This window comes from Rhodococcus sp. MSC1_016, assembly GCF_023667485.2.
Taxonomy (GTDB): Bacteria; Actinomycetota; Actinomycetes; order Mycobacteriales; family Mycobacteriaceae; genus Rhodococcus_F; species Rhodococcus_F oxybenzonivorans.
Map to the genome: position 1 here is coordinate 2,570,058 of NZ_JAMOZI020000001.1, position 19,535 is coordinate 2,589,592.

The 19,535-nt window shown below is 67.0% G+C and carries 14 protein-coding genes; 8 read left to right on the plus strand and 6 right to left on the minus strand.

The annotated features are described in order from the left end of the window. Positions 1–18 precede the first annotated feature (18 nt). Together nirB and L1080_RS11850 are read left to right on the plus strand one after the other, a co-directional pair. Positions 19–2,514, plus strand: coding sequence for a nitrite reductase large subunit NirB (nirB, locus tag L1080_RS11845; RefSeq protein WP_250768490.1), 2,496 nt, complete (start codon positions 19–21; stop codon positions 2,512–2,514). Beyond that, the gene (locus L1080_RS11850) at positions 2,511–2,837 is read left to right on the plus strand and encodes a Rieske (2Fe-2S) protein (protein WP_250768493.1); all 327 of its coding nucleotides are present in this window, start codon (positions 2,511–2,513) and stop codon (positions 2,835–2,837) included. The genes nirB and L1080_RS11850 overlap by 4 nt, the downstream gene beginning before the upstream one ends. On the opposite strand, the gene L1080_RS11855 is transcribed toward L1080_RS11850, so the two are convergent. After that, the gene (locus tag L1080_RS11855; RefSeq protein ID WP_250768496.1) at positions 2,834–3,451 is read right to left on the minus strand and encodes a class I SAM-dependent methyltransferase; all 618 of its coding nucleotides are present in this window, start codon (positions 3,449–3,451) and stop codon (positions 2,834–2,836) included. The genes L1080_RS11850 and L1080_RS11855 overlap by 4 nt on opposite strands. Before the next feature lie 603 nt (positions 3,452–4,054). On the opposite strand from L1080_RS11855, the gene L1080_RS11860 reads away from it, so the two are divergent. From L1080_RS11860 to L1080_RS11880, 5 genes are all read left to right on the plus strand, one after another. Next, positions 4,055–5,176, plus strand: coding sequence for a helix-turn-helix domain-containing protein (locus L1080_RS11860; protein WP_250768499.1), 1,122 nt, complete (start codon positions 4,055–4,057; stop codon positions 5,174–5,176). Between the two features lie 183 nt (positions 5,177–5,359). After that, complete coding sequence (locus tag L1080_RS11865) at positions 5,360–6,517, plus strand: hypothetical protein (RefSeq protein ID WP_159921995.1); 1,158 nt, start codon at positions 5,360–5,362, stop codon at positions 6,515–6,517. 294 nt (positions 6,518–6,811) lie between these two features. Then, complete coding sequence (locus L1080_RS11870; RefSeq protein ID WP_250768626.1) at positions 6,812–8,263, plus strand: TIGR02677 family protein; 1,452 nt, start codon at positions 6,812–6,814, stop codon at positions 8,261–8,263. After that, complete coding sequence (locus tag L1080_RS11875) at positions 8,260–9,645, plus strand: DUF2398 family protein (protein ID WP_159921993.1); 1,386 nt, start codon at positions 8,260–8,262, stop codon at positions 9,643–9,645. The genes L1080_RS11870 and L1080_RS11875 overlap by 4 nt, the downstream gene beginning before the upstream one ends. Next, positions 9,642–13,814, plus strand: coding sequence for a TIGR02680 family protein (locus tag L1080_RS11880; RefSeq protein WP_159921991.1), 4,173 nt, complete (start codon positions 9,642–9,644; stop codon positions 13,812–13,814). Before L1080_RS11875 ends, L1080_RS11880 begins: the two co-directional genes overlap by 4 nt. A gap of 48 nt (positions 13,815–13,862) precedes the next feature. Here L1080_RS11880 and mshC read toward each other — a convergent pair whose 3' ends face one another. The 5 genes from mshC to L1080_RS11905 form a co-directional block, all read right to left on the minus strand. Further along, positions 13,863–15,107 carry a cysteine--1-D-myo-inosityl 2-amino-2-deoxy-alpha-D-glucopyranoside ligase gene (gene mshC / locus L1080_RS11885; protein WP_159921989.1) on the minus strand — a complete coding sequence of 415 codons (1,245 nt, stop codon included), beginning with the start codon at positions 15,105–15,107 and terminating at the stop codon, positions 13,863–13,865. Positions 15,108–15,198: 91 nt separating this feature from the next. Then, positions 15,199–16,002 (minus strand): SCO1664 family protein, encoded by an 804-nt coding sequence (locus L1080_RS11890; protein WP_250768506.1) that lies wholly within the window; start codon positions 16,000–16,002, stop codon positions 15,199–15,201. 3 nt (positions 16,003–16,005) lie between these two features. Further along, on the minus strand, positions 16,006–16,599 hold the full coding sequence (locus L1080_RS11895; protein WP_159921987.1) for a DUF3090 domain-containing protein: 594 nt from the start codon (positions 16,597–16,599) through the stop codon (positions 16,006–16,008). Between the two features lie 104 nt (positions 16,600–16,703). Then, positions 16,704–17,402, minus strand: coding sequence for a histidine phosphatase family protein (locus L1080_RS11900; RefSeq protein WP_159921985.1), 699 nt, complete (start codon positions 17,400–17,402; stop codon positions 16,704–16,706). Positions 17,403–17,442: 40 nt separating this feature from the next. Further along, positions 17,443–18,288, minus strand: a complete 846-nt coding sequence (locus L1080_RS11905) for an undecaprenyl-diphosphate phosphatase (protein ID WP_250768510.1) — start codon at positions 18,286–18,288, stop codon at positions 17,443–17,445. Between the two features lie 241 nt (positions 18,289–18,529). Between L1080_RS11905 and L1080_RS11910 the strand changes: the two genes are divergently transcribed. Next, on the plus strand, positions 18,530–19,459 hold the full coding sequence (locus tag L1080_RS11910) for an aldo/keto reductase (protein ID WP_109329521.1): 930 nt from the start codon (positions 18,530–18,532) through the stop codon (positions 19,457–19,459). The last annotated feature ends 76 nt before the right edge of the window (positions 19,460–19,535 follow it).

Genomic DNA, 19,535 nt, shown 5'->3' on the forward strand with positions numbered 1-19,535 from the left:
GGGGCGGAGCCTCGTCCTATGGCCAACACACCGAGTTCGAGCAAGCTGCTGGTCGTCGGCAACGGTATGGCCGGCGCACGCACCGTCGAGGAGATCATCAACCGCGGCGGCCGCGAGCGATTCGAGATCACCATGATCGGCGACGAGCCTTACGGCAACTACAACCGCATCATGCTTTCGCACGTCTTGTCCGGCGAGGCGGCGGTCGACGACGAGGACCTGATCCTCAACCCGATGGGTTGGTATACCGCGAACGGCGTCACCCTCCACGCCGGCGATCGGGCGGTTGCCCTCGACCGCTTCGCGAAGACCGTCACGTGTGAGAGTGGCCGCGTCGTCGACTACGACGTGTTGATCATCGCGACCGGAAGCAACACGTTCTTCCCCAACATGGACGGTCTCCGGGAAGCCGACGGAAGGCTCGCCCGCGGTGTGTTCGGATTCCGGAACATCGCCGACACCAACGGCATGCTGCAGATGGCGCAGGCCCACGACGACGTGTCCGCCGTCGTCATCGGTGGTGGCCTCCTCGGACTCGAGGCTGCCTACGGGCTCCGCACCCAGGGCCTCGAGGTCAACGTGGTGCACTCCCCCGGCCACCTCATGAATCAGCAACTCGACGAGCGCGGCGGCAGCATGCTCCGCTCCGAGATCGAGAAACTCGGTGTCGGGGTCCATACCTCGATGCGGACCACCGCGGTTCTGCGCGACGATGCGGGACGTGTCACGGGTGTCTCGTTCGTCGACGGCAGCACTTTGGACGCCGACATGGTCGTGGTCACCGCCGGTATTCGGCCCAACGTCGAAATGGCGCGGGCGGCCGGGCTGGTGGTCGAGCGGGGCATCGTGGTCGATGACCAGATGCGGTGTGAGGACGAGGGTTCGGTGTATGCCGTCGGCGAGTGCGCACAGCACCGCGGCGAAACGTACGGTCTCGTCGCCCCGGTGTGGGAGCAGTCCGTCATTCTCGCTGAGGTTCTCACCGGCACGAACCCCGAAGCCGCATATGTCGGTTCGCGCACAACCACACAACTGAAGGTGGCGGGCGTCGATGTGGCGGCAATGGGTGTCAAAGGTCCGGAAACCGCCGAAGACGAATTCGTCCAGTATTACGAACCCCGCAGCGGCACCTACAAGAGCCTCGTCGTCCGCGACGGAAAGTTGATCGGCGCCACCCTCATGGGCGACATCAGCAAGGCCGGCTACCTCACTCAGGCATTCGACGGGAAGGTCCCGCTGCCCGAAGAACGCATCAGTATGCTCTTCGACCTCGGCACACCCAGCGTCGCGGCCAGTGCCGCGGATCTGCCCGACGACCTGCAGGTGTGTAACTGCAACGGAGTCAGCAAGGGCGATCTGGTCGCGTGTGTGCACTCCGGGGCCACAACACTGTCCGCAGTGTGCGCGCAGACGCGGGCAGGTAAGGGCTGCGGGTCCTGCAAGGGACTCGTCGCCGACATCGTGGCAGCCGCAGCGGGTGGTGAACTGGAGGTCGACCCGGCCGCCGACTGGTATGTGCCCTGCATCCCGATGTCCAAGCCCGACTTGATCGCTACGATCCGCGAACGCGACCTGCGGGCCGTGTCGCAGGTGTTCGCGAAACTCGCGACCGACGGCAAGGAGGACGCGGCGGCGAAGATGCCGTTGGCTTCACTGCTGCGGACCGTCTGGGGTCCGGACTGGGTGGACGAACGCGGCGCCTTGTTCATCAACGACCGGGTGCACGCGAACATTCAGCGTGACGGCACCTTCTCGGTGGTGCCACAGATGAAAGGCGGCGTCACCACCCCGGATCAGCTCCGCAAGATCGCCGATGTAGCCGACAAATACGGCGTGCCACTCGTGAAAGTGACGGGCGGACAGCGTATCGACCTGCTGGGCATCAAGAAGGAAGACCTCCCCAAGGTGTGGGGTGATCTGGACATGCCCTCAGGTTTCGCCTACGGGAAGAGCATGCGCACGGTGAAAACCTGTGTCGGTACCGACTTCTGCCGGTACGGCCTGGGCGATTCGACGAGTCTCGGCATTGCGATCGAAGAACGCTTCCAAGGCCTGGAAACGCCGGCAAAACTGAAACTGGCTGTGGCCGGCTGCCCGCGCAACTGCTCCGAGGCGCTGTGCAAAGACTTCGGCGTCGTCGCCGTGGGCGACGGCCGCTGGGAAATATATGTCGGCGGCGCAGCGGGCGCCCACGTGCGCAAGGGTGATCTCTTGGCGACCGTCGAATCGCCCGAAGCCGTAGTCGAACTGGGCGGACGGTTCATCCAGTACTACCGCGAGAACGCGAAATGGCTCGAGCGCACCTACGACTTCGTGCCGAGAGTCGGACTCGAGCACCTTCAGGCGGTTTTGGTCCGAGACGAGGAGGGCATCGTGGCAGGGTTGGATCAACGCATGCAGACGGCAGTCGACGGCTACCGAGATCCATGGAAGGAACGCAGCGCACCGAAATCACCGGCACAGTTCGCGCCGTCGCTTCCTCTCCTCCCGCTCCCCCAGGTGCCGGTTCGATGACCGCGACCATCGAGGGTGCATCGGAGATTGCACTCGGCCCAGTCCACGAACTCACGCCCGGCGAGGGCCGCACGTACGTCGTGCAGGGCCGACAGGTCGCCGTATTCCTGCTGTCGGACGGCACCGTTCGGGCCATGGACGCCGTGTGCCCACATAAGGGCGGCCCCCTCGCCGACGGGCAGATCGACGACGCGGTCGTGATGTGCCCGCTGCATCAGTACGCGTTCTCCTTCGACACCGGAGCCTGCACGTCCGAGGGCGTCGAGTCGGTACGCACCTACCCCGCATCGGTGCGGGACGGGATTCTCACCCTGTGTGTCTAGGCACCTGCTCGCGAGAACACCGCCACCAGAAACTGTGACTCGTCGGTGAACGGGCGCAGATCCCACGTCGAGAGTCGCAGATCCACGGCGAGACCAGCAGTCGCGGCGTCGGTCAGGAATTGTGAGAAGTCGTACCCGCGGTCGGCACCGAACCCCACAACCACCCGGCCTGCGGGGCCGAGGTGGCGAGCGAACCCCGCCAACACCGCTTCCCGCGTGGACGGCGCGAGGAACGTCATGACGTTCCCGGCGCAGACGATGACATCGAAGTCCGCTTTCACCCCGCGGCCCGGCAGATCCAACTCGGCGAGATCACCGACCAGCCAGGTCGGGCCGGGATAGTCCTCCTCGGCAGCCGCAATCAGCACCGGATCCACATCGACACCGACCACGACGTGCCCAGCCTCGTGCAGATAGCCACCCAGGCGACCCGGCCCGCACCCGGCATCGAGAACCCGGCCCCCACGGCCGAGCATCGCGTCGACCAGCCGAGCCTCCCCGAAGATGTCTTTTCCCTCGGCCGCCATCGTCCGGAACCGCTCCACGTACCACGTGGAATGCGCTGGGTCGGCGGCTGCGAGTTCCTCCCATTGGCTGGGGGTGCGTTCACTCATCGTCGATCTCTCCTCGTTTCGGCCCGCATCCCGTACACCGTGCCACCCGAACTCGTCGTGTGAAGCCGAGGCTATCCCAGGTGACCGAATGCCGAATTACGCGGCCTTCCGGCCCGACACGTACGGCTCGGGCTGGCCGGTGTCGTGGCGGTTGCGATGGTGGTTCGAGTGGAGGTGAGGTGTTTGGCTGAGCTGGCCAGTCGGTTGGGGGCCGACAGCACTACTGGATTGTTCGGTAAATGGGAGTATTCCGTCCGGGACAGATTTAGCTTCACCTGTGCGCCTTTCTGGTAACTGGAACAACCAGAAAGGCGCACAGACGCTCCCCCACCAGCGGGTACCGACGCCGGCCGGTAAAGCGCGCTCCCCCGCGGACGAATTCACCGTGCCAATCCCCTCCCCGATGGAGCTCGACGCTCCCCTTGGGAAGCCCGGTCATCGAGATCCGCCGCACATATCGGCGACTCCCCCGTGGCTGTTGGATAGTCGTCGAGGTGGCGCGGTGAGGTTCTTGCGAAAACCGACCCCTCAGCTGCACCGGAAACGCGGACCCCATTCGGACTTTCCGGGCGTTCCGTCTGTGACAGATGTTACTGTTGTGGCGTGCCGGGTCAGGAGAACACTGAATTCGCGGGTCGCGAGCAAAAAGTGCCATTTCCCAAGCCGGAGCGCGACGTCGACCTCTACCGCCGGTCGATCGCGACGCTCCAGGCGGCGCTCCCCCACGGCTGGACGTTGACGTCCGGTAAGTCCCGCTCGCTCCCCGACGCCCCGGAACGCCTCCTCGTGGGTGCGCCGAACGGCGAGGTAGCCTCCTTCTCGGTCATCCCCGCTCGCGGTGTGCTGGCTGGGGACGCGGCCAGATTTGCAGACAGCCTTTCCGATTCTGATCGCGGATTCGTTTGCGCGCGTTATCTTTCCGATCCGGTTCGGCGTCAACTCGATGCGCGGGGCCTCTCCTATGCGGATGCCACAGGAAATACCTCGCTGTCTGCCGACCGGCCGGCAATCTGGGTACGTGATCGTGGTGCCGACGCCGACCCCTGGCGCGGTCCCGGCCGGCCCGCGGCCCAGTTGACCGGTGACCCGGCCGCCCGGGTGGTGCGGGCGCTCGCCGACCACTCCGGTCAACTCACCGTCCCTCAACTCGTCCGGCTCTCCGGGGCCTCGACTGGAGCCACCTATCGAGTCGTCGAAACGCTCGAAGAACGCGATCTACTGGAGCGACTCCCCCGCGGACCCGTGACGGGGGTGCGGTGGCAGCACATGTTGCGTGCCTGGAGCAGCGACGCCAGTTTCAAGGACTCCCCCACTGTCGGTTACTTCGCCCCCGAAGGCGTCGCCTCCGTCCTCGCCGGTCTCGCAAAGCACGCAGATCAGCTGTATGCAGTTACGGGCTCGGTCGCTGCGGCAGCATTCGTCGACTACGCACCGGCGCACCAGGTGCAGATCTATGCCGATCACGGCGAGGCCCTCGCCAAGGCCCTCCACTTGCGCCCCGTCGACGAAGGCGCCAACGTCCTCATCGCCACTCCCCGGTCAGCTGCCGTGTTCGAGCGCACGCTGTTCCGCGAGAACGTTCGCTTGGTGGCCCCGACGCAGGCCTTCGCCGACTTGCTTGCCGGAACCGGGCGTCATCCCCAAGAGGCTGAGCATCTCCTCAGCTGGCTCGCCGACCACGAGAGCGAATGGCGAACCCCACTCGCCCCACACACTCCTTTGTGACTGCGACCGCCCAAATAATTGAGGAAAGTGGTCGATACGAGCGACACGCCGCCGCCACGCCGCGCGTGATGGCGGGCACAGGCCCCTCCGAGTAGCAGGATGTACATCTTGTGGCCGCGCCGAGCGCGTCGGAACGGCCAGGCGGAATTCACAATCCGTTCGCACACGAATAGGGGTACTTGCATGTCCATGGGAGTCGGGCTCAGGATCGGCAGTGTCGTGTCCACAGCGGTGGTCGCGTCGAACGACCCGGGGTCACCGGATCCTGTCGTGATCGTCAGGGACACCGTCCTGCACATGTGCCCGGACGGCACCGCGATCCTCGGTGGTTCGGCACCACAGACCCTCGGTCGGACGCACACCGTGTCGGGATTCCTTCCTCGGGTCGGTGACCCTGCCGGCGTCGCGCTGGGTGACGGCACCCGTTACCGGGCCGAAGACTTGGTCGCGGGCGCCATGCGCTGCCTGCTCCGGGAGTGTGAACCACTGCCCGACCACGGTGGGCGAACCGGCGGCGCTCCCGACATCATGGCGTCGTACCCCACTCGGTGGGACTCGACTGCAGTTGCCGCCCTCCGCGACGCCCTGGACTACGCCGACATGTCGTACCTGTCCTTGGTATCGGACGCCGAAGCCGCGGCCGCCTGGTTCGAATCCGAAATTGCCGAACGTCCCGGACAATTGGTCGGTATTTATCATGTCGACGACACTGGTGCGACGGTTGCGTTGATCCGTTCAGGAGTCGAGGCGGGAAAGGCCTTCCGCTTCGCGTCGGGGGGAACTCCCTCCGCCCAGATCGCCACCGCACTCGGTGCGTTCGGGTGGCTTCCGAGCAACCTCGACGCGGTCGTGGTCACCGGTGACGGGCTGATTGCGCGGGATGCAGCAGCGATTCGAGGCTTCGCGACCACGGTGAGCGAGAAGTTCGACGTGCGGTGTGTGGTCGGCCCCGGCCCCGAACAGACAGCTGCCCTCGGCGCTGCTATTCGCGCGGCGGGCTTCAATCCGACGACGCACCGGGTCACCCCGATCGGCCTCCCGCCCTCTTACGACGTCACCGAGGTGATCGACGCCGTTGTCGGCGAGCCTTTGCCCGCAGCGGCCGAGACGCCGAGAGGATCCGCGGCGCGCACAACAGACCCCGCATCTGCCGCGGCAGTGGGTGCCTCCCCTGCGCGTGCCACGGGTGCAACGGCGGTCGCGACACCGCCGGAACCGCGCGCCGTCGCGCAGGACGCGCCCATTGCCGGCTCCGACACCCGCAGTTCCTGGTTGGTCGCAGCGGTAGTCGGCTTGGCGCTCGTGCTGGTCGCCATCGTCTTCGTCCTGTTCGTCCTGTGACAGCCGACCTGCTCTCCGCCTAGAGGTCTTACGGACTGGGTGTGTTCGGTCGGGACTTGCGCTGGTGGCGGCGACGGCTGTTGTCGCCTACCCGCGCGGGATCGCCAGTTCGCGAAATTCCGCGTTTCCGTCCCGGCCCGATTCATCATCGAAAGATGACGGCGCAGGTGGCCACGGCGTTCGGCCGCGGGGTACCCGACCGCATAACCTGTTCCGGTGAGCGAATCAGGCAACTCCCGTGAGTGGTCGCGTCCCGAGGGGCCACTCCCCGATCTCCTCGTACGCGACGATCGGTTGAAGCTGTTCTCCTTCGCCACCGCCGAGAAACGCGTCGAGTATCTGTGGGTGCTCCGGGCATTCGACCATGCCCGCGCCAATTACGTCGTGCTCCTGCATGCCGCAGAGGTGGCCACCATCCTCGGCCGCATCGCCGCCGACGACGCGTCCGGGCAGCTCTCCCCTGCCGAGGTCACTCCCCTGCTCGAGCAACTCCACGTATGGGAGGTTCTCGAACGCAGCTACGACGGAACGCGGGCCGCCAGCCTCGCCGAGTACCGAAATCGGCACTTCGTCTACCAATTCAGCCAGGCCGGTTACCAAGTGTTCCGGGCCGTCGAGGACGTCCTCGCCGCCCGCCTCGACGACGCCTCACTCTCCCGGCTCGCGCTACCCGAACTGCTGGCGGACATGAAGGAACTCGCTGCCGCCAACAGGGCCGCCGACAACGACGTGATCTTCCGGAAACTCAGTCGCCTCGACGCCACGCTGTCCGACATGGCTACCCGTGCCGCTCACTTCTATCTCACACTCGGCGATCTGGTGCGCACCACCGAAATCACGCCCGAAACATTCCTGTCCCACAAAGATGCGCTCCTCACCCACATGCGCGAGTTCAGTTCCGACTTGTCCCGCTACGCACCGAAACTGGCCGAAGCGATCAGAGAGGTCGAGGACACCGGGATCGACGACCTCCTCCGGAGGGCCGCGATGAGCGACGAGCGGGTATTCCTGCCGCCCGCCGAGCGGGAAGCCGACTGGCGAGCACGATGGAACGGCCTCACACACTGGTTTCTGCCACCGGAGTCCGGGCCGAGTGAGTCGGAACGACTCCGCGAAGGGACCATGAGCGCTATCGCCGCCGTGCTGTCGCTGCTACGCCGGGTCACCGAGACGCGGCGGGGAGGCGTCAGCCGGGAAAGCCAGCTGCGGCACCTCGCCGCTTGGTTCGCTGCCACTCCCTCCGAGGAAGCGGCGCACGCGCTGTTCCGCTCCGTGTTCGACCTCGGCCGCCCCCGCCATCTGTCCATGGTGCATCCGGACGCCGATATCATTCCCGACTCGCGGTCGTGGTGGGAGGCACCGCCCGTCGAGATCTCCCGCACGCTCGCCGAGACGGGACGTGCGCCCTCCCCCGGCGCCCCCGCCCGTGTCCAGCGGAACGACGCCGGCATCAGACGGTTACGAGAAGAGCAGCTGGCCGGTCAGCGGGCCCGAGCCTCGGCGGCGAAATCGCTCGCGTCGGGAGGAGTGCACGAACGGGTGCTCGACAACGCGGAAACCGATGTTCTTCTCAGCCTGCTCGACGCTGCGTTGACGGCTCGTGTCCCCGTGAGCGGGAGAGTCGGCGGCGCGTCCGGATCCGGTAACGGGGTGAAACTCACGCTGACTCCCCATTCGGAATCGACGGTGGTACACACGGCCCGCGGCCGGCTCCACCTCGACGGACTGCGGGTGACGGTCCAGTGAGGGCACGGGAGATACCTCCGCTCGCACTCGACTCCTACCAGCGGGCGGCCCGCATCATTCTGTCCAATCATCTGGTGACACAGACCTACCCGGATCGGATCGCGCTTCCGCTGCTCCGCCGGTGGGCCACCGAGTTACGCGATGACCTGCTCGATCTGTTCGGATATCGACTCGAAGTCACCGAAACGACCGCGCGGTTGTTCACCATTGCCGATCGACTCGACGCCGGGGCCCCGGCCAAGACCGCGACGGATCGAACGTTCGACCGGTACCGCTATGCATACCTTGCACTGGCACTGGCCGCGCTGGGGCGGGCGGGCAATCAGATCACCCTGTCCGAACTTGCAGACCACGTGGCCGCCTCCGCGGCGCAGGTCGAGGGCATCGAACTCGCCACCGAGCGGGCCGCCGACCGGGACGCCTTCGTCGACGCGGTCGGCTGGCTCGCGACCCGGGGCGCGATAGCGCTGGCCGACGGTGACGCGGGTAGCTGGGCAGCCAATCCCGATGCGGGTGAGGCGCTGTACGACATCGACCGCTCGGTGGTCATCGCCTTGTTCCGGCCGTCCCGCGCTCTCCAGCATCTCCGGTCGGTCCGTGAACTTCTTTCCGGGCGCGGCGGCGACTCCGATCCCGCGGCGTTCGACCGCGCCGTCGACACCAAGGAAGTAGCTCGGCGCGTCCGACGCGCCCTCATCGAGCGTCCCGTCGTCTACGCGGCCGAACTCGAGGAGGACGAACAATTGCAGCTCGCCCTCCCTCGAACGGCAGCCGACGTCGAACTTCTCACCGGACTGGTCGCCGAAAGGCGGCGTGAGGGCGTCGCCATGATCGACTCCTCGGGACGTCTGTCCGACATCCGGTTTCCGGGCACCGGCACCGTCGCGCAGGTCGCGTTGTTGTTGGCGGGCGAACTCGCGGATCACCTGCTCGATCCCGACGGGGCCGAACCAGTGCAGCTGCCGGTGCCCGACCGACAGGCGACAGCTCTGATCGAGCAGTTGGACGGTGCCGTTCCCCTGTCCGGAATTTTCGACAGCCTGGCCACAGATGCCCCCGACAACGCGGCGCCGCTACCGGCCGCCGAACCGGTTGCGTATCCGTTCGTCGAGGACAGCCGGATTCGACTGACCATGGCGTCGCTGGTCGATCGATTCGGCAAGACGTTCGCTGCCGGGTGGCAGGCAGATCCCGAGGGTTTGGGACGTGCCGCAGTCGCACTGCTCGACCGCCTCAGCCTGGTCGCCGCCGTTCCCGGCGGGATTCTCGTACTACCGGCGCTGGCGCGGTATCGCGGAGTCGTGGTCAACATTCGCGACCGCACCCCCGAAATCGATCTGTTCCCCCATTCCTCGAACGACAGCAAGGACACCTTCGCATGACCAGCGCGCGCTTCCGGCCCACCCGTGCCGGAATCATCAACCTCTGGGACTACCGCGACCAGGAGTTCTCCTTCGCCGACGGACGATTGGTGTTGCGGGGACCCAACGGGTCGGGCAAGACCAAGGCGCTCGAAGTCCTGTTCCCGTTCGTCCTCGACGGCCGCATCGAACCGCGGCGCCTCAATCCATTTGCGGGTGAGGAGCGGACGATGAAGTCGAACCTTCTCTACCGTGGCCAGGACAGCGCGTATTCGTACGTGTGGATGGAGTTCTGTCGAGGGCCGAAGGATGATCCCGAGGCCGTGACGGTCGGTGTCGGCATGCGCGCGACGAGGTCCAACGACAAGGTCACCCGGTGGTATTTCGTCGCCGACGGTCGCGTCGGCGTCGACTTCTCCCTGCTCGGCGCAGACGATCGCCCGCTGACGAAGAAGCAGTTGGGCGAGCAGATCGGAACCGATTGTCTGACCGATCGGCCGGTGGACTATCGCGCTGCGATCGATGCACGCATGTTCGGCCTCGGCGCCGAGCGATACGACCAGTTGATCAACCTGATCCTCACCCTCCGGCGTCCACAGCTTGCCAAGAACCTCGATCCCAAGGGGTTGTCCCAGGCCTTGACCGACGGGCTGCGACCCCTCGACGAGCAACTGGTCCTCGAGGCTGCGCGCTCGTTCAGCGACATGGAAGAAGTCGGACGTGCCCTCGAAGGCCTCGCCGCGGCGGACGGGGCAACCCAACGGTTCATCGGTGTGTACACCAAATACCTGCGCCAGCAGGCGCGTTCGGATGTCGACCAGCTGGCCGGGCGACTCGACGCCGTCGAGAACGGGATTACCGCACTACGGGAGACTGCGGCCGAGCAGACCCGCAGCCGGGAAGCACGCGAAGCGGCCGAACAGGGCTTCATCGACGCCGAGCGGGCACTGGATCAGGCGACCGAAAACCTCGACGCCCTCAAGCGTTCCACCGCCTACGAGGGACGCACACAACTCGACGATCTCGCCCAAGCCGTGGCCACTCTCGAGAAGGCCACCGAGCAACAGGTCGACAAGGCGGCCAAAGCGCGGGCCACGCTGTCGCAGCGCACCGAGGAAGCCGAACGGGCAGACGCCGCTGTCGCGAAACTGGTGGAGGCGCTCGCGCGCGCCGAGGACGAACTGCACGTCGCTGCCGAGGACGCCGGCATCACGTGGACCCCACTGCCCGCCGGTGCCCGCTCCGACCAGCTGACTGCTGCGCTGCACGGGCACGCCGCGGAGCGGGACGGCGACGTGCGGGCCGTGCGGGCCGCGTTGAGCACGGTCGAGAAAGCCGCCACCGAACGAACCCGCGCCGACGCCGCAGCGCGTCGCAGTCGCGAGCAACTCGAGCAGGCCAGGGCCGCGGTCCTCGAAGCCGAAGCGGCTGTCGAGCTCGCACGCAGCGAAACCGCTGTCGCCCTGCGGTCCTGGTGGGTCGAACATGCGCCGCTCTACACGTCCCTCGGAGTGCCCGCATCGCTGTTCGACGCACTCGACGCTGCGCTGCACCGAGTCGGCGACGACGACGCACCCACCTTGGCCGAAGTGCTCACCGCACATACCGCCGACGGCGTCGAGTCGCTCCAATTCCGTCGTCGGCGCGCGGAATCGGACATTGCGACCCTGACCGAACGGATCAGCGACCTGCGGGCCAACCGTGCGGAGGTTGCCGCCGAGCACGACGACGCCCCGGCGCCCTTCGCGGCCCGAACGGGGTCGCGGAAGGACTTGCCCGGCGCACCACTGTGGCGTCTGGTCCGCTTCCGCGACAACGTGGAGGCCGCAGTCGCGACCGGCGTCGAGTCCGCGCTACAGGCCGCCAACCTCCTCGACGGGTGGATCTTCGGCGGCGACGGACCGCTGCCGGATACCGAGTCCGAGCAATTTCTGCTGCCACTACCGACGGGCGATCGCCCAAACGGTCCCACCCTGGCCGACGTCCTCGAGGTCGAGCCCGACACCGGCGTCCCCGCCGATCGCGTGCAGGCCGTCCTCGAGTCCATCGCCTGGGTGCCCGACAGCACCTCGGTGTCCGGCACAACGGTCGCCGTCGATGGTGCGGGCGGGTATCGACAAGGCGTACAACAGGGTTCGCATGCCAAGGGCGACGCGGAGTATATCGGCGCGACGGCACGTGCGCGCAGGCGTGCGGCCCGCATCGCCGAACTCGATCGGACCATCGACGAGTCCGAGGCAGCGCTGACCGACGCCCGCACCGCCGAGGCGGAGGCCGTCGCGCTGTCCGCGCAGGTCGCCACGACCAGCCGGTCACTGCCCCGCACCGCATCGGTTCTCCGCGCACTCAAATCGGTGACCGAGAATGCGGGGATGCTCCGCTCACGCACCGAGGCGTCTGCGGCGGCGGATCGTGATCTCGATCAGGCCATCGCCGACCTGTCGGGCAAAGAGAAGCAGCTGCGCACCGCGGCCGTCACCCACCGAACTCCACACGTGGCACGCGAGATCGACTCACTGGCCGCAGCCATCCGGCACTTCGAGAAGCAGGGCGAGCTGGTATTGCGCTGTCGGCGTGAGCATCTCAAGGAACTCGAGCACACCCGGGAAACGCACGAGCGGCTCGCGGAAGCACGCGGCAACGCGGAGGAGTTCGCCGAGGAGGCGGCCATCGCCGAAGAGAGTCTCGCAACACAGGTCCAACGGCTGGACACCCTTCGCGAGAGCCTCGGCGCCAGCGCCGAACACATCGATGCTCAACTCGAGGAAGCGCATGCCCGGATCGAGGCGTGCAAGCAGCGGCAGCGGGAGGCCCGCAAAGCGGACAAGGATGCGGGAGAGGCGATCGGCAAAGCGGAGGGCGCCTACGCGGCGGCAGTCGCCACCCTGCGCATCGCGCTCACCGAAACCCACAACGATGCGGCGCGCCTGGCCCCGTACGCACGACGCGACCTCCTCGAACTACTCGGCGTCGACACCGACCACGTATGGCCGGCGAGTCCTGCGGCCTGGATGAACGCGGATCAGCTCGTCTACCGAATTCAGAACGCGGACAGCACAGCACAGGTCTTGCCCGCCGAGGTGCTCGCCCTGTACAGCGCGCTGGACTCGGCCACCGACGCGGTGCGAGTAAGCGAGGCGGCACGCAAGTCCACCCGCACCGCGCTCACCACAGCCCTGCAGGACTTCGACGCCGGCCTCGCATCCGCGGGTCAGGACTACCGCGTGCAATGGGATGCACCCGACGGGCTCACCGTGGTACAGGTGCAAGACGATCAGGGTTACTCGTCGGTGGGTGCGTTCGCGTCCCGCATCGCCGCTGCCCGGGCTGATCAGGAACTGCTCCTCACCGACTCGGAACGGCGCATACTCGAGGACGCCCTGCTCACCGGACTCGCTCAGCAGATCCACGAACGCACCGTCGACGCCCGCGACCTGATCGCGCGAATGGGTTCGGAGATGCGGGAGCGGCGGATGTCTTCCGGTAACACGATCGGCGTGCACTGGGTTCTCGCGGACAACCTCGACGACAACGCCCGCGCCATCTCGAAGCTGCTCGATCGCGACGCGTCCGCGCTGAGTCCGGACGATCTCGCTGCCATGCGTGCACATTTCGCAGCCCAGATTCGCATCGCCCGGGCCGCGCACCCCGAACGCTCGTACCCCGAGATCCTCGCCTCCGCACTCGACTACCGCAGATGGCGGGTGTTCTCCTTCACCCTCGTCGGCGGAGACGGCAGCGAAGACCGCCTCACCGTCGCCCGCCACAGTGCACTGTCCGGCGGTGAACAGTCGGTGTCGCTCCACCTGCCACTGTTCGCGGCCGCCCACGTGATGCTCGACTCCGCTGATCCACACGCACCGCGACTTCTCGCCCTGGACGAGGCCTTCGCCGGCGTCGACGACAACGGTCGGGGTGAACTCCTCGGTTTGAGCGTCCAATTCGACCTCGACCTGTTCATGACCGGGTACGACCTCTGGATCACCTACGCCGGGGTCCCGGGGTGTGCACACTACGACCTCGCGCACTCGACGGCGGAACACAGCGTCAGCGCCGCACTGCTGGTATGGGCAGACGGCGAACTGCTCGCCGAACACGACGGCACCGATCTGGCGCGGGCACTCGGATCACCCCTGCGTCGACGAGTGCCCTCCCCCGTCGAGGGCGGGCTCGAATTCGCCGAGGTGTGACTACCGGGAGCCGTGAGTACTTCTTAACCTCGGTTGGTTAAGAAGTACTCACGGGTGGAGTCGGACGCCGAGCAGCGCGTCGACCGCTGCAGCGAATTGGCGCGGGGCATCGGTGTCGGAACCGCCGTGATCGAGCGCGCGGCGGGCCCAGCCGTCGAGTGCGTCGAGCGCCTTGGGGGTGTCGAGGTCGTCGGCGAGATGCTGACGCAGCCGGGCGATCGTGTCCGTCGCCGACTGCGCCGACTCGAGGGCGGCGGCGTCCTTCCACAGCTTCAGCCGGGTGTGCGCGTCGGCGAGCACCTGCTCGGTCCACGGACGGTCCTGCCGGTAGTGCCCCGACAGCAGTCCGAGCCGGATGGCAGCGGGGTCGACGCCTTCGCCCCGCAGCTTCGACACGAACACGAGGTTGCCACGGCTCTTCGACATCTTCTCGCCGTCGAGACCGATCATCCCGGTGTGCACGTAGTGGCGTGCGAAGCGACGGTCGCCGGTCACGGATTCGGCATGTGCAGCCGAGTACTCGTGGTGCGGAAAGATCAGGTCACTGCCTCCGCCCTGCACGTCGAAGCCCGAGCCGATGCGATTGAGGGCGATAGCTGAACACTCGATGTGCCAGCCGGGACGGCCCTGCCCGAACGGTGCCGGCCACGACGGTTCGCCGGGGCGGGCGGCACGCCACACCAGGGCGTCGAGGGGGTCTTCCTTGCCGGGGCGGTCGGGGTCTCCCCCGCGCTCGGCGAAGAATTTCTCCATCGTCTCGCGGTCGTATCCGGACTCGTAACCGAACTGCTCGGTGGCACCGGTGCGGAAGTACACATCGGGGAACTCTGCGTCGTCAACGATGTACGCGGCACCGGAGGCGAGGAATTTCTCGACGAGTTCCACCACTTCGTTGACGGATTCGACCGCGCCGATGTAGTCGCGGGGCGGGATGACCCGTAGGGCCTCCATGTCCTCGCGGAAGAGCGCCGTCTCCCGCATGCCGAGGACGACCCAGTCTTCGCCGTCACGGGCGGCGCGCTCGAACAGCGGGTCGTCGACATCGGTAACGTTCTGGACGTAATGCACCTCGTGCCCGGCGTCACGCCACAGCCGGTTGACCAGATCGAATGTCAGGTAGGTGGCGGCGTGGCCGAGGTGGGTGGCGTCGTAGGGAGTGATACCGCACACGTACATGGTCGCCGTGCGCCCCGGGGTGACCGGTCGAACCTGCCGGTCAGCGGTATCGAACAACCGCAGAGGGGGACCCTGGCCAGGGACGGACGGGACAGCGGTATCGGACCAAGACTGCATGCTTGCGAGCCTAGTGGACCGGCGTCACCGCCCTCGAGGGAGCCGCCGCCCGTCGCCGGGAACCCGGATTCCTGGGTCGTGCACGAACGTCTCAGAATGCGGGCCACGGGATCGGCCGGTGCCCGTTGGGACGCGGCATCACGGGGGCGTCGAGCAGGTCGACCGCCCGTTCGTAGAGCGCCGCGACCTCGGCGGAGGTGATGTGCTCCGCGAGCCGCGCACCGAAGTCGCCCTCGAGCGCGGGTATCAATTCGGCGATGTCGACCACCAGGGCACCCGGCACCTGCGTCCCCGCCCACCCCCACAGCACGGTCCGTAATTTGTTCTCCCTGTGCAGGCAGATGCCGTGGTCGACTCCGTACACGGAACCGTCGAGTCCTTCGAGCGCATGCCCACCCTTGCGGTCGGCGTTGTTGATGAGTACGTCGAGGACAGCCATGCGCTGCAGCCGGGGGTCGTCGGCGTGGATGAGGGCCACCGGCTCGCCATCCATGTCGCTGGCGCGAAGAATTTCGAACCAACCGTCCGGCACCGCGCCGGGCGCGCAGATGTCGACCAGATCAAGTCCGGGCCGATCGTCTCCGTGGCGGTCGGCCGTGTCCACCCATTGCTGCACCATCCCCCGTCCGAATGGACCGTCCCGAAGGAGAGTGCGCGGAATCACACCCCATCCGAGCTGTTCGGACACCAGATACGACGCGTACTCCCTGCCGGCGAGGGTTCCGTCGGGGAAGTCCCACAGCGGCCGCTCCCCGCGAATCGGTTTGTACACACACCGGACCGCGGTCTCACCGATCATCGCATCACAGACCAATGTCGCGTTACTGGCGTGGGTGATCTGGCCGATGAGGGTCAGTTCGCCGAACTCCAGAGGGTCCGACTCCTCGGCGGGCAACTGTCAGTCCTCCTCGTCCGTTTCCGGGGTGAGGCCGAAGCTGTGGCCGCGGCGGTATCCGTTGGTGCGGATACAAATGTGCCCCTCCGGCGCGAGCGGCTCCCCGCACAGCGGGCACGGCGCCCGGCCGGCGGCGATGACTCGTTCGGAACGCAGCGAGAAGTCCCTGGCCTGCAACGGGGTGAGAAAGACCCGTACGGCATCCGGGCCGTCCTCGGAGTCGTCGAGAACGACGGACTCGTCGAACTCGGTCTCGGTGACGGCCAGCAGCTCCACGACGACGGCTCCGGCGTCCGCGTCCCAGCCCAGGCCCATGGTTCCGACCCGGAATTCGGCGTCGATGGGGGTGACGAGCGGGCTCGCGTCATCGAGTTCGGCGCCCTGCGGTGGTACTTCCGTACCGAACCGGCGGTGTACTTCCTCGAGCAGGAGTCCCATCCGATCCGCGAGTACCTGAACCTGCTGCTTCTCCAACAACACGCTGACGACACGTGTCTCGTGAACCGCCTGGAGATAGAACGTCCTGTCGCCGGGCTCACCCACCGTTCCCGCAATGAACCGGTCAGGAGTGCGGAATACGTGAATTGCGCGTGACATTGCACCTCCTTCAGCTGGAGCCGGGCCCTTCTGCGGCGCTGCCCACTCGTTGATCCGTCTGGGACTCTTCCTAGCAGCGTGCCCCGTTCATTATCCGTCAATCGTTACAGGCGAACCTCCCCGCCGGGGACCGACCCCGAAACTTCGGCGGCGGCACCGTCCCCCGACGCCGGTGGAGTGTTGACCGCCGACAGGTCGTGGCCGGTGTCGTTCATCTTGAGCACGTACGGCCGGGTGGAGGTGTAGCGGACGACGCTGATCGACGCGGGTTCGGCGACGATCCGCTGGAAGCCGTCGAGATGGGAGCCGAGCGCATCCGCGAGCACCGCCTTGATCACGTCACCGTGCGAGCATGCCACCCACACCACGTCCCGGCCGTGCCGTTCCGCGAGCCGGGCATCGTGCTCACGGATGGCTGCGACTGCCCGGGCCTGCACCTGGGCGAGGCCCTCGCCGCCCGGAAAAACCGCGGCGGACGCATGTTGCTGGACGACCTTCCACAGCGGCTCCTCCAGCAGGGCCTTCAGTTCACGGCCGGTCCAGTCGCCGTAGTCGACCTCGACGAGCCGGTGTTCGACCACCGGGGTGAGCCCCCGCGCCCGCGCGAGTGGCTGCACCGTCTGCTCACACCGCAACAACGGTGAGTGCACGATTTCCTCGATCACGACGTCCGCGAGCCGGGCGACAACCGCCTCTGCCTGCTCCCGGCCGTGGTCGTCGAGTTCGACTCCCGGCGACCGGCCGGCGAGCGTGCGTGCAGTGTTGGAGGTCGACCGCCCATGGCGCAGCAGGACAACAGTCATTGGCCCAGCCTAGTGTCGCGCACCCGCAGGCCGCCCGATCTCAGGTTGCCGACACGACACCAGTTGCCAGGAGTGACAGCACCACGACGCCGAGAATGATCCGGTAGCCGACGAACCAGTACATCGAGTGGTCGACGACGAAGCGGAGCAACCACGCGATCGAGGCGTACCCGATGGCGAAGGCGATCAGCGTCGCAACGAGCAACTGGGCACCGCTCGCGTTGAGGCCCTCCCCCGCGGGCTCGAAGGCGTCGGGGAGGCTGAACAGACCCGATGCGACCACGGCCGGAATAGCCAGCAGGAACGAATAGCGTGCCGCGGCTTCTCGGGTCAGTCCGAGGAACAGGCCCGCGCTGATCGTGCCGCCGGACCGCGAGACGCCGGGTATCAACGCGAGTGCCTGGGCCGAACCCATGAGGATGCCGTCCTTGGCGCGAAGGTCCTCGACCGGACGGACCTTGCGTCCGTAGTACTCCGCCGCTGCGATGACGAGCGCGAAGACGATCAACATGGTGGCGATCAGCCAGAGATTGCGTGCCCCGGTGCGGATCTGATCCTTGAAGAGGAAGCCGAGAATTCCGACCGGAAGGGTGCCGATGATCACGTACCAGCCCATCCGGTAATCGAGGTCACCTCGATGCTCGGGATGCAGCAATCCGCGAAACCACGCGACGACGATCCGGCCGATGTCTCGGGCGAAGTAGATGAGAACGGCCGCCTCGGTGCCGAGCTGGGTGACGGCGGTGAAGGAGGCGCCTGCGTCGTCACCGAAGAAGACCTCGGACACGATCCGCAGATGGCCGGACGAGGAGATGGGCAGAAACTCCGTCAACCCCTGGACGACTCCGAGGACGATCGCCTGGAGCCACGACATCGCCTCCCCCATCACTCACCCGTCCCGAGGTGAAACACACCGGCCCGCGAGGCCTCGAATCTGCTGTCAGGACGCCAATTTCCCATGTCGCGTTCGTCATTCACCGGCGCCACGGTACCGGGAGGCCCCGGTCGCAGCAGAATCCGGCGTGGCAGGACGGCCGGTTCCGCGCGACACCACTACTCTGCTCCTGTGGTGGCCCGTCCCGGGTGGCAGTCGCCGTCCGGGGAAACAGCACGAGACGCAGGCGGTTATGGAACAGAGATCGGTCGGAGCAAGTGGTCTGCGGGTGTCACGCCTCGGCCTGGGCACACTCACCTGGGGACGCGACACCGACGGCGACGAAGCCGCCGCGCAGATCGCGGCCTTCGTCGATGCCGGCGGCACCCTCGTAGACACCTCGCCCGCCTACGGTGACGGTGCAGCGCAGCGCATTCTGGCGGAACTGCTCGACGACGTGGTACCCCGAACCGAACTCGTCCTGAGTTCGAGTGCCGGCATCAACCCGCACGGCCCCTTGCGGGTCGACTGCTCGCGCCGAGGGCTGCTCGCTCAACTCGATGCCACCCTCCGCGAACTCGGAACCGACTACCTCGACATGTGGCAGGTCGCCACCTGGGATCCGTTCACCCCGGTCGACGAGGTGGCCGCGACACTGGATTTCGCGGTCTCGAGTGGCCGCGTCCGGTATGTCGGCGCCCGCGGCTACCTCGGGTGGCAGCTGGCCACCGCTGCGGGAGCCTCTCGCGGTACCACCCTCGTCGCCACGCAGGTGGAGTACTCCCTGCTCGCGCGCGGGGTCGAAGAGGAACTTCTTCCTGCCGCCGCACATCACGGGATCGGGGTGTTCGCGGCGGTGCCCCTTGCGGGCGGCGTCCTGACCGGCAAATACCGAAACGGGATTCCCGTCGACTCCCGCGGGGCCGACGACGCGCACTCCCAGGACGTGCAGAACTACCTCACCGACTCCTCGGTCGGTGTCGTCGATGCCGTCGTCACCGCCGCGGACGGGCTCGGAACCTCACCGCTTGCGGTCGCGCTCGCCTGGGCACGGGACCGTCCCGGTGTCGCGAGCGCCGTAGTCGGCGCCCGGGACATCGCCCAGCTGACCGGTGTCCTCGTCGCCGAGGAACTCGAATTGCCGCCCGCCATCTCGGCGGCTCTCGACGACGTCAGCGCCTGAGGGGCCGTGGGGCGCCCTCCGTGCGAATGCCGCGATAAAGCAGGCCAGGCTAACCTGGTGCTCAACGGTCGACGTC

Coding starts and splice junctions, on each gene's coding strand:
- L1080_RS11850 (WP_250768493.1), top strand. CDS start 2,511: ATGACCGCGACCATCGAGGGTGCATCGGAGATTGCACTCGGCCCAGTC.
- L1080_RS11900 (WP_159921985.1), bottom strand. CDS start 17,402: ATGACTGTTGTCCTGCTGCGCCATGGGCGGTCGACCTCCAACACTGCA.
- L1080_RS11910 (WP_109329521.1), top strand. CDS start 18,530: ATGGAACAGAGATCGGTCGGAGCAAGTGGTCTGCGGGTGTCACGCCTC.
- L1080_RS11895 (WP_159921987.1), bottom strand. CDS start 16,599: ATGTCACGCGCAATTCACGTATTCCGCACTCCTGACCGGTTCATTGCG.
- mshC (WP_159921989.1), bottom strand. CDS start 15,107: ATGCAGTCTTGGTCCGATACCGCTGTCCCGTCCGTCCCTGGCCAGGGT.
- L1080_RS11855 (WP_250768496.1), bottom strand. CDS start 3,451: ATGAGTGAACGCACCCCCAGCCAATGGGAGGAACTCGCAGCCGCCGAC.
- L1080_RS11880 (WP_159921991.1), top strand. CDS start 9,642: ATGACCAGCGCGCGCTTCCGGCCCACCCGTGCCGGAATCATCAACCTC.
- L1080_RS11905 (WP_250768510.1), bottom strand. CDS start 18,288: ATGGGGGAGGCGATGTCGTGGCTCCAGGCGATCGTCCTCGGAGTCGTC.
- nirB (WP_250768490.1), top strand. CDS start 19: ATGGCCAACACACCGAGTTCGAGCAAGCTGCTGGTCGTCGGCAACGGT.
- L1080_RS11865 (WP_159921995.1), top strand. CDS start 5,360: ATGTCCATGGGAGTCGGGCTCAGGATCGGCAGTGTCGTGTCCACAGCG.